The organism is Pseudoalteromonas 'SMAR' (assembly GCF_048515945.1).
In the GTDB taxonomy this organism is placed as follows: Bacteria; Pseudomonadota; Gammaproteobacteria; order Enterobacterales; family Alteromonadaceae; genus Pseudoalteromonas.
On the sequence record NZ_JBLWMW010000035.1, the window covers coordinates 1 to 14,549 of the forward strand.

Below are 14,549 nucleotides of genomic sequence, written 5' to 3' on the forward strand. Positions count from 1 at the left end.
GCGACGGACTGTTAATCCGCAGGTCCCCCGTTCGAGTCGGGGAGGGGGAGCCAATTCCACGAAATTATTAGACTTTTTCAACCAATTACACTACTCTACAAGCATTATTTTCAGTGCTATTGCTGAACATAACCTGACATCTGTTGCTATCAAAATAAATACCGCAGATAAAGTTATCAGCAACACACCCGATATTATGGAATAATCCTCTTTAAGATGCGTACTATGGCTGGTTTTAAAAAACTCATCGTCCTCCAAGCCCTTTCTTGGCTTATCTTCTCACTCGTTGGTAGCTTTTTTATTGCTACAAGTTTTGACTCCGCAGTAAACCAAGCACAACAAAGCGCACATGCGATGGTGACGGAGTACATAAAAGACAAAACACTGCAAGAAGTCACTCCTGAGCATATTAGCCAAGCGCTAAACAGTGGCGATGTTTTTTCTACCTTTATTGTTAGAGATTTCGACGGTAATACGGTATTGCAGGTCAATACGCCCAGTCAGCTTCCTTTTGTTGCTGACTTTATTGAATCGACCATGAACGCCATTCGTCCGCAGTTTGCCGTCAATGACAGTAAAGACATCAAGATTGAATTTTTATTAAATGCCCAAAGCCAAGCCGAAATTTTACAACAGGCACTACTGTTATTGATTGTTATTTCTGCCTTGGTGGCATTTATTCCAGTGTTTTTTATGCAAGGCGTATATAAAAAGCTTAACCGCAATGTCAGCATCACGGTGGCCAATGCCGTTGACACTTATATTACCCAAAACCAATCCAGTGACAATCTTGAGTTTGATTTTGACGACGGTAAAGTCTCTGAGCTAAGTCATGAGCTACTCCCCTCTTTTAAGCGCCTAGCGAGTTTTTTACGCTCCAAACAAGACGACATCAAAAATGCTGCGCACTCGATTAAGCAAGAGGCTTATAAAGATGTGGTTACTGACTTAGGTAACCGCAATATGTTTGTTGAGCATTATGAGCAATATATCGAGTCTTCCAACAAAAAGGCGTTTGGCTCTTTGGCAATGATCCGCTGCTCAGAGTTACAAGTGATCAACCAAACTCGGGGCTATCAAAAAGGCGATGAATACATCAAAGCCGTTGCCGACATTATCAAACATGTTACTGGCACCTACGCCGGTAGTAAGGTCTTTCGTCTCAACAGTTCCGACTTTGCGGTGATCTTGCCCAATGTTCCCAGTAAAGAAGCAGAAGAGTTTGGCGAAACACTGCAGTCGCGCTTCACCCAGTTCCAACAAAATCAGGAACTGTCTTCGGTAGCAAACACCGGTATTGTGCCTTATGAAAATGGCAAACCATTAGGCGAATTGCTTTCCGTGGTCGATAATGCCATGAGCATGGCGCAGAGTAAGCAAGCCAACGCTTGGCATATTCAACGTGAATCGGATTTGGTTAATAATGTCAGTGCCGGCTTCGGAAACCAAAACTGGCGTCGGGTGATCCGTGATGTGATTAGCAGTAAGCGTGTCAGTCTAATGATGCAGAACATCATGCCGATTGGTAAAAACTCCAAAGCCTACGCCGAGATCCAGTCGCGTTTTAAAACCGAAGAAGGACAAATGCTGCCCACCGCTTCATTTCTAGCCATGGCGGAAAAACTAGAAATGGCGATTGAAATTGATCAGCTTATTATCGATACCACATTGGAGCTAATCAAAACACGTAATTTCAATGAAAAATACTTTGGTATTAATGTCACCGCATCCAGTGCCCATAACGATCAATTTGTCATTTGGTTAGAGAGGCGCCTACTAAAAGAACCCAATCTAGCTTCTAAGTTGGTTTTTGAAGTCAGTGAGTTTGGCTTACAGCAAAATATTAAAGCCAGTAAGCGCTTTATTGATATGGTGCACCGAGTTGGTGCCCGGATCACCGTAGAACGTTTTGGTGTTGGCCTCACCTCGTTCAAGTTTTTCCGCGACTTGAAACCTGACTACATCAAAATGGATGGCAGCTATACGCGTGGCTTAGAAGAAGATAAAAACAATCAATACTTTATGCGCTTAATGGTCGACCTTGCGCACCGTATTGGTGTTAATGTATTTGCCGAAGGCGTTGAGAGCCAAGAAGAAAAACACATCGTTGAAACACTCTGCCTCGATGGTGTGCAAGGTTATTACATCGAAAAGCCCAAAGAAATATAAGCGCTCGTCAGAGCGCTGTTACTTTAGCCCCACCAAGCAGCACGAAGCACTGCCACTGTGGCGTTAATCTGTGTTATTATTGCCACTTAGTGTGTGAGCGCCAAATCATACTAATGCGCTTAATTAAGTGCTCTATTTGAGGCAAGATAACCCTCTTGATAACCAGGCAAAAGTTTTGCTACTTGGTTGTTCTAAAAAGGAACTTTGAACGCGGTTAGCGTCAAGTTTACTCCCTCAAATTGCGCAACGATTACTGCGGATTGGTGTCACTGCCTACTTGCAGCTCTGACGTTGATAGTTTGCTATGCCTTCACTGTCAGCTCGGCGTTACAATACTTTGATCACAGGCACAGCTCAGGCACCTTGCTGACGGTACAAAGTGCCAACTTTCTTATACAATATTGCGTTGAGTTTCAATTGAGTAGCAATACGCGCGGCAACAAATCGTAGCTTCAAGCTCAACCGTACTAACAGTATTCATCGTTCGCTAAAGAGGCAGTGTAAACCGAGCTTAAGCGAGATAGTTTTAGAGGCAATAATGACCGAATATATTTTGTTACTTATCGGCACCGTGTTGGTAAATAACTTTGTCTTAGTGCAGTTTTTAGGCCTGTGCCCGTTTATGGGGGTGTCTGGCAAGTTAGACACAGCGGTAGGCATGTCATTAGCGACGACGTTCGTCTTGACCTTAGCGTCGGTAACCAGCTATCTCGTTAATCAATATATTTTATTGCCATTAGAGCTGACATTTTTGCGCACCATGAGCTTTATTTTAGTGATAGCCGTGGTGGTTCAATTTACTGAAATGGTAGTAAGAAAAACCAGCCCCACTCTGTATCGTCTACTCGGTATATTCTTACCGCTTATTACCACGAACTGTGCGGTGCTAGGTGTGGCGCTGTTAAACATCAAAAAAGATCATACCTTTTTAGAGTCGGCCGTTTATGGCTTCGGCGCCGCTGTTGGTTTTTCCATGGTGTTGGTGCTGTTTGCTGCTTTACGTGAACGCCTCGCCGTTGCTGATGTGCCCACTCCGTTTAAAGGAGCTTCCATTGCCATGATCACAGCTGGGCTAATGTCGCTGGCATTTATGGGCTTTTCTGGTTTGGTTAAGTTTTAATGAAGTGTAATTTATGACGTTACTTTATGCATTGTTAGCGCTCGGCGCGCTGGCCTTAATCTTTGGCATTATTTTAGGCTTTGCCGCGGTTAAATACCGGGTAGAGAGCAACCCCATTGTCGACCAAATTGATGCCATTTTACCGCAAACACAATGTGGCCAGTGCGGCTACCCTGGCTGTCGCCCTTATGCCGAAGCCATCGCCAATGGTGACGAGGTCAATAAGTGCCCTCCTGGCGGTGAAGCGACAGTAAAAAAATTAGCCGATTTAATGGGCGTGGAAGCCAAGCCATTGGCCGGCGGTGAAGAAGCCGAACCAGTGAAAAAGGTGGCCTACATTCGCGAAGATGAATGTATTGGCTGTACCAAGTGTATTCAAGCCTGCCCTGTGGACGCCATCGTTGGCGCCACCCGACAAATGCACACGGTGTTAATTGAAGAGTGTACCGGTTGTGACTTATGTGTTGAGCCCTGCCCTGTTGACTGCATTGACATGGTACCCGTGGAGCAAACGAAACAAACTTGGAAGTGGCAATTAGACGCTATTCCAGTGACACAGATTGATTAAGAGGTTTAAGTGGACACATTACTTGAACAGATAGAAAACGGTAAGCTGTGGCAATTTCCAGGGGGCATTCACCCACCGGAACAAAAGACGCTGTCAAATCAAGGCGCTCTGACTCGATTACCGCTGCCGGATAAATTAATTTTGCCGCTTAAACAGCACATTGGTGCCAACGGCAGCTTGCTGGTGCAAGCAGGCGACAGCGTATTAAAGGGTCAAGCACTTACCGCCCCCGGTACTAACTGGTCATTACCTGTGCATGCCCCAACTTCAGGCACCATTGAAGAGATAAAGTCCATGCCCTCAGCACACCCATCGGCATTGCCTGAGCTGAGCATTATTTTACGTCCTGACGGGGCCGACAAGTGGGCACCTTTAACGCCGATCAGCGACTTGAGCAAGCTGGAAAATAAGGAAATCATCGAGATCATTCACCAGGCAGGTATTGCGGGTATGGGTGGTGCTGGATTTCCAACCTACGTTAAAGCCGACAGCCCTAAAGCAATTGAATACCTAGTGGTGAATGGCGTTGAATGTGAGCCTTACATCACCGCCGATGACCGCTTAATGCGTGAGCATGCTAAAGAAATTGTGGCTGGCATCGAAGTATTGCAACGCATACTGAAGCCCCAAAAAGTACTGTTCGGCATTGAAGATAACAAACCAGAAGCCATTCAAGCCATCAGCGCTGCGGCGCAACACAACCAAGACATTTTGGTTCGTGCCGTGCCCACTAAATACCCTTCTGGTGGTGAGAAACAACTCATCAAAGTGCTGACATCAAAAGAAGTCCCCAGTCCTGGCATTCCCGCTGATATTGGCGTGTTAGTGCAAAATGTCGGTACCTTGTATGCCATTTGGCAAGCGATTTTTGAGGGCAAACCATTAATTGAACGCGTGGTGACCGTCACTGGAAATACCATTACCAAGCCCAATAATGTTTGGGCCTTACTGGGCACGGAAATAAAGCACCTGCTGGATTGCCAAGGGTTTTCGCCAGTGCCTGCACAACGGGTGATAATGGGCGGCCCCATGATGGGCTTCACCTTGCCATCGGTGCGTATTCCCGTGGTAAAAACCACCAACTGTATTTTAGCGCCAGACAATCAAGAACTCGCAGCCCCTGGTGATGAAAAGGCCTGCATTCGTTGCAGTGCCTGCGCAGACGCCTGTCCACAAAGCTTACTGCCGCAACAGTTGCAGTGGTTTGCTAAGGGCAAAGAGTACGACAAACTGGAAGAGTACAACCTATTTGACTGCATTGAGTGCGGTGCCTGTTCGTACGTCTGCCCCAGTGAAATTCCACTGGTACAATATTACCGCGTAGCCAAAGCCGATATTCGCGAGCAAAAGCTAGAAAAAGTCAAAGCTGAACGCGCCAAAGAGCGCTTTGAAGCGCGTAAAGAAAGGCTACAACGCGAGCAAGAAGAGCGCCAGAACAAACATAAGCGCCGTGCCGCCGGTGCTAAGCCAAAAGCCGCTGACAAAGATAAAGTGCAAGAAGCGCTGTCGCGTGTAAAAGATAAGCAAAACGACAAGTCTGCGGTGCAAGCCGCCATTGCGCGAGCCAAAGCCAAGCGCAATCAACAAGGTGAGCTGGAGCCGGATAACAGCGCCGTGGCGGCAGAGCGCGCCAAACGCAAAGAGCAAGCTCGAAAGTACAAAGAAGCCAAAGCTGAGCAACAAGACCCGAGTGATAAAAAAGACGCCGTTGCTGCCGCCATTGCCCGTGCCAAGGCCAAAAAAGCGGCCGCACAATCCGATGGCAACGCGGACAGCACTGCTGAGCCTAACGATAAAAAAGCCGCTGTGGCCGCCGCCATTGCTCGCGCTAAAGCGAAAAAGGCAGCTAAAGATCAAGATCAGGCAGCGGACAGCGAAACGCGGGAACCAAGTAAAGCAGCGACTACAGAGCCGGAAGATCCACGTAAAGCTGCGGTAGCCGCCGCCATTGCGCGCGCTAAAGCGAAAAAGGCAGCTAAGGAACAAGATCAGGCAGCAGACAGCGAAACGCGAGAAGCAAGTGAAGCTACGCCTGAAGAGCCGGAAGATCCCCGTAAAGCTGCGGTAGCCGCCGCCATTGCTCGAGCTAAAGCGAAAAAGGCAGCTAAGGAACAAGATCAGGCAGCAGACAGCGAAACGCGAGAAGCAAGTGAAGCTACGCCTGAAGAGCCGGAAGATCCCCGTAAAGCTGCGGTAGCCGCCGCCATTGCCCGCGCTAAAGCGAAAAAGGCAGCTAAGGAACAAGCCGAGGCAGCAGATAGCAATACCGATGAATCAAGCACAGCACCATCTGAAGCTGCCGCTGATGAGCCAGAAGATCCGCGCAAAGCCGCCGTTGCCGCCGCCATTGCCCGCGCTAAAGCAAAAAAGGCAGAAAAACAACAGCAGCAACAGTTAGACGACGACCAAAGCGCAACTTCTGAGCCACAAAGCTCGACTCCAGAGGCGCCACAGCAAAGCCCTGAAGACAAGAAAAAGGCTGCTGTCAAAGCCGCTATAGCACGTGCAAAAGCAAAGAAACAAGCGCAAGAACAAGAAGGAAATGAACCGTCATGAAATTAACCATGGCTTCATCACCGCATAACCACAGCCATAAATCCGTTAGCCGCTTAATGCTAACCGTTATGGCTGCTTGCATACCTGGTGTGTTAGTACAAACTTACTTTTTTGGTATAGGAGTGCTGGTGCAGCTGCTGCTGGCGCTTATCACAGTGAGCCTATCTGAGGCCTTAGTATTAAAACTGCGAGGACGCGCAATCTGGCCAAGTTTAAGCGACGGCAGTGCTTGGCTAACGGGGTTACTATTGGCCATTAGCATTCCTCCCCTTGCCCCTTGGTGGGTCATAGTGATCGGCAGTTTCTTTGCTATTGCCATTGTAAAGCAGCTTTATGGTGGCTTAGGTTTTAATCTGTTTAATCCCGCCATGGCAGGCTATGTTTTATTGCTGATCTCGTTCCCTGTACAAATGACTTCATGGTCTCCAGTACAAACGTTAATGCTAAGTGAGCCAAGCGTAATAGACCAAATGGCGTTAATTTTTACCGAACTCACAAGCCAAGGCGAAAGCTTAGAGGCGTGGCGTACAGCCGTGATCGACGGCGCCACAGCAGCAACACCACTTGATAGCGTAAAAACCGCTACGGCTCAGGGGTTAACAGTGAGCGAAGCAATGCAAGGCCCAGGCTTTTCTGAATACGCAGGCAAGGGGTGGCAATACGTTAATTTGGCCTTCTTATTAGGTGGCTTGTACTTGCTTAAAAACAAAATAATCAACTGGCATATTCCGGTTGCTTTTATCGCCACTTTGGCCATCGCCAGCGCCATTGGCTATATTGTTGCGCCCCAGTCAGAGCCGGGCATGTTATTCCACTTACTCAGTGGTGGCGCTATGTTAGGGGCATTTTTTATTGCCACCGATCCGGTTTCTGCCTCGACCACTGACCGCGGCCGCTTGATATATGGTGCCGCGATAGGGTTAATTGTTTACGTTATCCGTCAGTTTGGTGGCTACCCAGGTGCGGTGGCGTTTGCCGTGGTGATGATGAACATGGCAGTGCCTTTAATCGATCACTACACACAACCGCGCACATACGGTCATGGAGCTAAATCATGATTTTACAGTCGATGCAAAAGAACGGCCTTATCTTAACCGCCTTTGCGTTGGTGACCACCGGCGCCGTGGCATTAGTCAATGACCTCACCAAAGGCGAAATTGCCAATCAAGAGCAGCGCCATTTAATGAAGCTGCTCACTCAAGTGGTAGCACCTGAGGCTTATGACAACCAACTTTATTTAGACTGCACCACCAGCGATGCAGATTCATTAGGCCCAGGAGGCCCGCACACTATTTATCGTGCAACACGCAACGGTGAGCCTTCAGCTTTGTTAGTACGCCATGTGACACCCAATGGCTACAGCGGTAACATAGATATTCTGACTGCAGTAGATAGCTCAGGCAATATTAGTGGCGTGCGAGTTACTCGTCACGAAGAAACGCCAGGGCTTGGTGACAAGGTCGAGTTAGCTAAATCAGATTGGATCACCAGCTTCAATGGCACCCAAGTGACCAGTGGCGAAGACACTCAATTCCAAGTTAAAAAAGATGGCGGCCAATTCGATTCTTTTACCGGTGCCACTATCACGCCACGGGCGGTGGTCACTTCGGTAAATCAAGCAGCTTGGTATGCTCAAACACATTTTGATGCCTTGTTTAGCGCCGAAAATACCTGCGAGGTGACACCATGAGTCAGTGGAAATCATTATTTCAAGAAGGCACATGGCAAAATAACCCTGCTCTAGTACAGCTTTTAGGTCTGTGCCCTTTACTCGCGGTGACCTCAACCATTACCAATGCCTTAGGTTTGGGTATCGCAACCTTGCTGGTATTGGTGGGTTCGAATTTAACCGTGTCGGTGGTGAGAAATTGGGTTCCTAAAGACATTCGAATCCCCGTTTTTGTTATGATCATTGCCGCGTTCGTTACCATTGTGCAACTGTTGATGAACGCTTACACCTTTGGCTTATATCAATCTCTGGGGATCTTTATTCCTCTGATTGTTACCAACTGCGCCATTATCGGTCGCGCCGAAGCGTTTGCCTCAAAAAACACACCACTGCTGTCAGTGTGGGATGGCCTGATGATGGGGTTTGGCTTTGCACTGGTATTAGTAGTACTCGGTGCGATGCGCGAATTGCTGGGCCAAGGCACGCTATTTGACGGTGCTGAGCTATTACTAGGAGATTGGGCACAAGCGCTTAGAATAGAAGTATTTACCTTTGATTATCAGTTTTTAGTCGCGATTTTGCCACCAGGAGCCTTCTTAGGCTTAGGGTTTTTAATTGCTGCCAAAAACATTATCGATGAGCAAATCAAAGCCAAGGCAGCTCCTAGCGCCGAAGAAGTAAAAGGCCCTAGGGCTCGAGTGACCAATCTCGATTAACGATTTATAACACGTTAGGGGTGCTATTGCCGTCACCAATACGCCCCGCCACAACAAGCAAGTAAACCGTATGAATAAACAAAAACGCATAGAAATACTCACACGGCTACGGGATGAAAACCCTAATCCAGAAACTGAGCTCGAATATTCCTCACCGTTTGAGCTGCTCGTCGCCGTCACCTTATCAGCCCAGGCTACCGATGTCGGGGTTAATAAAGCGACTCGTAAGCTATTTCCTGTGGCCAATACTCCAGAAAAAATATTGGCTTTAGGGCTAGAGGGTTTAAAAGACTACATCAAAACCATTGGCCTATTTAACTCCAAAGCCAACAACGTCTATAAAATGTGTCAAATCCTGGTGGATAAACATGGCTCTGAAGTGCCCGAAAATCGCGAAGCCTTAGAAGCCCTTCCTGGCGTAGGTCGCAAAACCGCAAACGTAGTACTCAACACCGCCTTCGGCTGGCTAAAAGATAATGAAGGTAAATATTTTTTAGCGGTAGATACTCACATTCAACGTCTTGCCAACCGTACTGGTTACGCTAAGGGAAAAACTGTTGAGCAGACCGAGCAAGATATTATAAAAAAAACACCTAATAAAACTGAGTTCATGTTTAACTTACATCACTGGTTTATTCTTCATGGGCGCTACGTGTGCACTGCTCGCAAACCTAAATGTGGCTCATGCATAATTGAAGATCTTTGTGAATTTAAAGAAAAGGCAGAAGGTTAAAACTTGAAGACATTAACAAGCGCTGATGAAATTAGGCTCAAGGCAAACTCAGTCTTAGATCCAAAAACTAAAAGTAGCTTAGGGCAGTTTTTTACTGGCGCTCCCATTTGCCTTTTTATGGCATCGCTCTTTGATGAAATTGAAGGTAATATTGAGTTATTAGATCCTGGATGTGGTCCAGGTTCTCTAACTGCCGCTTTCACTGATGAAGCTATAGCCAGAGAAAAACTTGATTCACTAGCTCTGCATGCATTCGATGTAGAAGAACGTATATCGCCATTCGCTCGCGAAACCCTCTCAATTTGCGAATCTAAAGCTTCCTGTGAGGGTATAGACGTCAACGCATCGTTTACCCTTACAGATTACATTATAGCCTCAGGAGAAAGCTCAGGGCTTTTTAGTGGTGGTGCTAAGTATACACATTGCATCATGAACCCTCCTTATAAAAAAATCTCAGCAAAGAGTGATCAGAGACTAGCCCTGAGAGCTGCGGGTATCGAAACTGTAAATCTATATACAGGATTCGTTGCTTTAGCGATTCAACAGCTAGCGGAGGGTGGAGAGCTCGTTGCGATAATACCTCGCTCGTTCTGTAATGGTCCATATTACCAACCATTCCGTGAGTTATTGTTAAGAGAAACAGCTATCAAACATATCCATATCTTTGACAGCAGAAGTAAAGCCTTTAGTGACGATGATGTGTTACAGGAAAACATAATAATTCACCTAGTGAAAGGCCAACAGCAGGGTGATGTAACGATAACATCTAGTCCTGTAGCTGACTTTTGCATTGACGAAGAAACAGGCACTGTAACAGCATCTGACATGACCACTCGCACTGTTGCCTTCGAACGTATCGTTCACCCTAACGACAATGACAAATTCATTCACATAGCAGCAAGCGAACGAGACCAAGCCATTATTGACCGCTTATCTATGTTTACGTCTTCTTTAAGTGACCTAAAGATCCAGGTAAGTACTGGACCAGTTGTAGACTTTAGACTAAAAAGTGATCTTAGACAGGAACTTGTAGAAGGAGCTGTGCCTCTGATATACCCAATTCACCTCAACGGGGGTGTGTCTTGGCCAAAAGATTCCAAAAAGCCCAATGCAATAGCTGTATCAGAAAACTCTAGATCTTGGCTCTGGAAGCACGAAGGTTACTTCGTCATCGTGCGACGTTTTAGCTCAAAAGAAGAAAAACGTCGAATTGTTGCAACCCCTTACGATTCATCACTTCCAGGTGAGTTAATTGGGTTTGAGAACAAATTAAACGTCTTCCATGTACAAAAGTCAGGCCTAGAAAAGGAGCTTGCCCTAGGACTGTACGTTTACTTGAACTCTACTTTACTTGACAAATATTACCGACTCTTTGGTGGTCACACACAAGTGAACGCTACAGATTTACGGAATATACATTACCCGTCAATTGAGTCACTAACGCGTATTGGCTCACAACTAGACACTACAAACCTTTCTCAAAAACAGATAGACGAACTACTCGACAGGGAATTCTTTGAAATGACAGGCACCGATAGTAACAACCCGCTTAAAACACAAGAAAAAATCGACCAAGCAATTGAAATCATTACATTGCTTGGTATGCCTCGTGCTCAACAAAATGAACGCTCCGCATTAACTTTCCTAGCTCTTTTAAACCTTCATCCAGAGGGGGCTTGGCAGGAACTAGAAAAGCCAATGTTAGGTGTAACGCCTATTATGGATTGGGCCAAAGATGTTTATGGAAAAGAGTATGCTCCAAATACACGTGAAACCTTCCGTAGACAAACTCTACATCAATTTGTTGATGGCGGCATAGCATTGTACAACCCTGATAAACCTGACCGCCCTGTTAACTCTCCTAAAGCCTGCTATCAGATTGCCCCTGAATTGTTCGACGTTCTCAGCACTTTCGGAACCCAAGAATGGGAGCAGTCTATCGAGGATTGGCTATCTGTACGACAGACATTAGCTGCTCAATACGCTGCTGAGCGAGAAATGCAAATGATCCCATTGACGTTAGATGATGGTACCGAAATAAGACTAAGTCCAGGAGAGCACAGTCAGCTTATTCATGACATTGTGACAGAATTTGGTCCTCGTTTTGCACCTGGTTCAGAAGTTATCTATTTAGGTGATACAGGTGCAAAAGAGGACTTTTTCAGAAAGGAGCGATTAGCTGAGCTAGGTGTGACAGTTGACAGAAAAGGTAAACTTCCTGATGTCGTTTTATATTGGCCTGATAAAGATTGGCTTTTACTCATTGAGTCTGTTACCAGTCATGGCCCCGTTGATGGTAAACGTCATAATGAGCTTAGAGTCTTATTCCAAGACTCTAAGCCTGGCAAGGTATACGTCACCGCATTCCCGAATCGTAAAGCTATGGGTAAATACCTTGCAGAGCTAAGCTGGGAAACCGAGGTATGGGTTGCAGAAGCCCCTACTCACATGATCCACTTTAACGGTGACCGCTTCTTAGGGCCTCACGAATAAATTCTCAGGATTAAGGACTGTTATGACTAACATCGAACAAGTACAAGAAAAGATTGCCGAGGAAGTTTCAGTTGCAAGGCAAACGATAAAAACCGACGATTACTCAATGTCTATTGGTGAACTAATTAATCTGTACAGGGATAAGGAGATTACTCTCGACCCAGCCTTTCAAAGGCTTTTCCGCTGGACGGACGAACAGAAAACTAAACTTATAGAGTCAATATTGATTGGCATTCCTATTCCTGAAATCTTTGTTGCTCAAAAGGCGGATGGTACTTGGCATGTAGTCGACGGAGTACAACGCCTATCAACCATATTCCAGCTAACTGGAGTACTACGAAATTCAGAACCTTTAACCTTAACGTTGTGCAAGTATATTCCGTCTTTAGAAGGGAGAGTGTGGGACGACCTACCATTGTCAACTCAACGAGAATTCAAGAAGTCGAAGATTAAAGTAAACATAATCCTTACTGAAAATAGCGACGAAGCTCAATATGAGCTCTTCCAGAGGCTTAATACTGGCGGAACAGAGCTATCACCACAAGAAGTGAGAAACTGTTTGATGCTAATGATTAAGCCTGCATTCTATGAAAAAGTGAATGAGCTTAAATCGTACCCTAACTTCCTGGAATGTATTAAGCCACTCAAAGAGCACTACCTAGAGAAGGAGTACCATATGGAACTAATTCTTAGAATGTTGATAGGGTTTGACGGCGGTACAAACTTTAATGAGTACGAGCCAATTAGCAAAACTGTAATCGGCGACTTTATAGACAAAGAAACTATTAGACTTATGAATTCTAATACCATGGATCAATTCGAAGGTGTGTTCAAAAGAACCTTCGACAAATTGAGTCCAGCATTAGCTGAATCATCATTTAAAAAGTATGACGCCCAAAGAGGTGAATTCTCGGGGCCTTTCAATGTTAGTGCCTTCGAAATGGTTTCAAGTGGCATTGCTGAAAATATAGACAACATTGAAGATGTTGGTAACGCGCAGCTTGTTGAAAAAATAAAACAGCTATACGCTGCACCTGAGGTAATTGAGGGGCTTGACCGTGGTGTGAAACCTATCAAGCGCTTTAGAGACTTAACAGCATTCTCCAAGAATTTCTTTAAGTAGGCACTATGAGTTCAGAAGACTTTATTGCTATGCTTGAGGCAGATTTAGGTTGGAGGAAAAAAGAGGTTGCCAACCTTTTGCTAATGGAGACTGAACAGAATCAGCTCTTAATTATCAAGTCAACAGTGTTGTTACTTTACTCACACTGGGAAGGCTTCGTTAAGAACGCAACCAAAGCTTACCTTGAGTATATATCGGATATGAGAGTAGATATTGGAGCTCTTACAGATAACTTTAAAGCTATCTCTCTAAAAGGGCTAATTGGTCAAGTCGATAAGTCGCATGAAAGTCTAACTATGGTTAACGAGCTGAACCTTATAAACAAGCTTCAAAATAACCTTAACAGAAAATTTTCATTACCCAGAGGTTTCTCTCGCCACGAACGAGATAAGACAATCGTCAACACCAAGGATAACTTGAGTCTCAAAGTGTTTAAGTCAATACTTAATATTGTTGGTATTGACTATGCTGGGAGCTTAGATACTAAGAGCGTGTTTATTGACGAGAAGCTACTTGAGAATCGCAATAAGGTTGCTCACGGTAATAGAATTGAGCAGATAGATGCGGAATTTGACTTGGACCTAATTGAGTTGAAAAAGCTTAAAGATCTAGTTTTCTTCTTGATGAGCGCATTAGTCGACGACTTGATTTACTATGCAGAGCAAGAGCTCTACTTTTCTGAAAATGAACATAAAATGAAGTCTTATCTACAACAAAGGGCTAAAGAAATAGAAGGCTACCTACCCTAAAGTAGGGTAGGTAGCTCCTTCTAGGCGTAATTGTACTAAAATTATTTTTTCCTGAATTCAGCTTGCAGGCGTTTTACAGACGAAACCGAAATACCAAGTAGTTTAGCCACTTCAATAAGTGAGTGACTTTTTCTCAGCTCTGCTACTTTTGATGGCGTAGCCTTAGGTGGCCTGCCACAATGCCTTCCTTCTGCCTTTGCCCTTGCCACCCCTTCTTTCACACGTTCCCGAATTCTGCTCCGCTCAAACTCTGCAAAAGCACTAAACATTTGAAGCATTAGCTTTCCTTCGGCTGTGGATAAGTCCCTTGTTGGCAAATCTAAGCAGTGAACTTTAACCCCTTTATTGATTAACATTTCAATCGTATTCTGGACATCTATATTGTCCCTACCCAACCTATCAAGCTTCAAGACTACAAGCGTATCGCCATCATAAAGCTTGTGCTCGTATAGGTTACGAAACTCTTGGCGCTCCATAGCAGTCACGGCTCCAGACACATTCTCACTTACGACAAAGTTATCGTTTACTTCATAGCCGTGATTTTTGAATGCAAGTACTTGGTTACTAACTGTCTGTTCTGTAGTCGAGACGCGACAATAAAAAAATGTTCTTTGGCTCATATCTCAAACCCATAGCTCAAAACCCCCCATACA

Annotated in this window: 13 protein-coding genes; 12 read left to right on the top strand and 1 reads right to left on the bottom strand. The window is 45.4% G+C overall.

What is annotated here, in order from left to right; translation table 11 throughout:
- From ACNKW2_RS14270 to ACNKW2_RS14325, 12 genes are all read left to right on the top strand, one after another.
- A partial coding sequence (locus tag ACNKW2_RS14270; protein WP_419149146.1) for a hypothetical protein occupies positions 1-205 on the top strand: 205 nt, incomplete at its 5' end.
- Between the two features lie 20 nt (positions 206-225).
- A complete protein-coding gene (locus tag ACNKW2_RS14275) occupies positions 226-2,169 on the top strand; it encodes an EAL domain-containing protein (protein ID WP_419149147.1) in 1,944 nt (647 codons plus the stop codon).
- A 538-nt stretch (positions 2,170-2,707) separates the two neighbouring features.
- A complete protein-coding gene (gene rsxA / locus ACNKW2_RS14280) occupies positions 2,708-3,289 on the top strand; it encodes an electron transport complex subunit RsxA (protein ID WP_336568970.1) in 582 nt (193 codons plus the stop codon).
- Between the two features lie 13 nt (positions 3,290-3,302).
- Positions 3,303-3,857, top strand: a complete 555-nt coding sequence (gene rsxB, locus ACNKW2_RS14285; RefSeq protein WP_419149148.1) for an electron transport complex subunit RsxB — start codon at positions 3,303-3,305, stop codon at positions 3,855-3,857.
- 9 nt (positions 3,858-3,866) lie between these two features.
- A complete protein-coding gene (gene rsxC, locus ACNKW2_RS14290; protein ID WP_419149149.1) occupies positions 3,867-6,413 on the top strand; it encodes an electron transport complex subunit RsxC in 2,547 nt (848 codons plus the stop codon).
- Complete coding sequence (gene rsxD, locus ACNKW2_RS14295; protein ID WP_419149150.1) at positions 6,410-7,471, top strand: electron transport complex subunit RsxD; 1,062 nt, start codon at positions 6,410-6,412, stop codon at positions 7,469-7,471. The genes rsxC and rsxD overlap by 4 nt, the downstream gene beginning before the upstream one ends.
- The gene (gene rsxG, locus ACNKW2_RS14300; RefSeq protein ID WP_419149151.1) at positions 7,468-8,103 is read left to right on the top strand and encodes an electron transport complex subunit RsxG; all 636 of its coding nucleotides are present in this window, start codon (positions 7,468-7,470) and stop codon (positions 8,101-8,103) included. The genes rsxD and rsxG overlap by 4 nt, the downstream gene beginning before the upstream one ends.
- On the top strand, positions 8,100-8,798 hold the full coding sequence (locus tag ACNKW2_RS14305; protein ID WP_419149152.1) for an electron transport complex subunit E: 699 nt from the start codon (positions 8,100-8,102) through the stop codon (positions 8,796-8,798). The genes rsxG and ACNKW2_RS14305 overlap by 4 nt, the downstream gene beginning before the upstream one ends.
- Positions 8,799-8,868: 70 nt before the next feature.
- Positions 8,869-9,531, top strand: coding sequence for an endonuclease III (gene nth / locus ACNKW2_RS14310; protein WP_419149153.1), 663 nt, complete (start codon positions 8,869-8,871; stop codon positions 9,529-9,531).
- Positions 9,532-9,534: 3 nt separating this feature from the next.
- Positions 9,535-12,024 (top strand): BsuBI/PstI family type II restriction endonuclease, encoded by a 2,490-nt coding sequence (locus tag ACNKW2_RS14315; protein ID WP_419149154.1) that lies wholly within the window; start codon positions 9,535-9,537, stop codon positions 12,022-12,024.
- A 22-nt stretch (positions 12,025-12,046) separates the two neighbouring features.
- A complete protein-coding gene (locus ACNKW2_RS14320; RefSeq protein ID WP_419149155.1) occupies positions 12,047-13,147 on the top strand; it encodes a DUF262 domain-containing protein in 1,101 nt (366 codons plus the stop codon).
- 5 nt (positions 13,148-13,152) lie between these two features.
- Positions 13,153-13,896, top strand: coding sequence for an MAE_28990/MAE_18760 family HEPN-like nuclease (locus tag ACNKW2_RS14325; protein WP_419149156.1), 744 nt, complete (start codon positions 13,153-13,155; stop codon positions 13,894-13,896).
- A gap of 41 nt (positions 13,897-13,937) precedes the next feature.
- On the opposite strand, the gene ACNKW2_RS14330 is transcribed toward ACNKW2_RS14325, so the two are convergent.
- Positions 13,938-14,516 carry a recombinase family protein gene (locus tag ACNKW2_RS14330; RefSeq protein ID WP_419149157.1) on the bottom strand — a complete coding sequence of 193 codons (579 nt, stop codon included), beginning with the start codon at positions 14,514-14,516 and terminating at the stop codon, positions 13,938-13,940.
- Positions 14,517-14,549 lie beyond the last annotated feature (33 nt).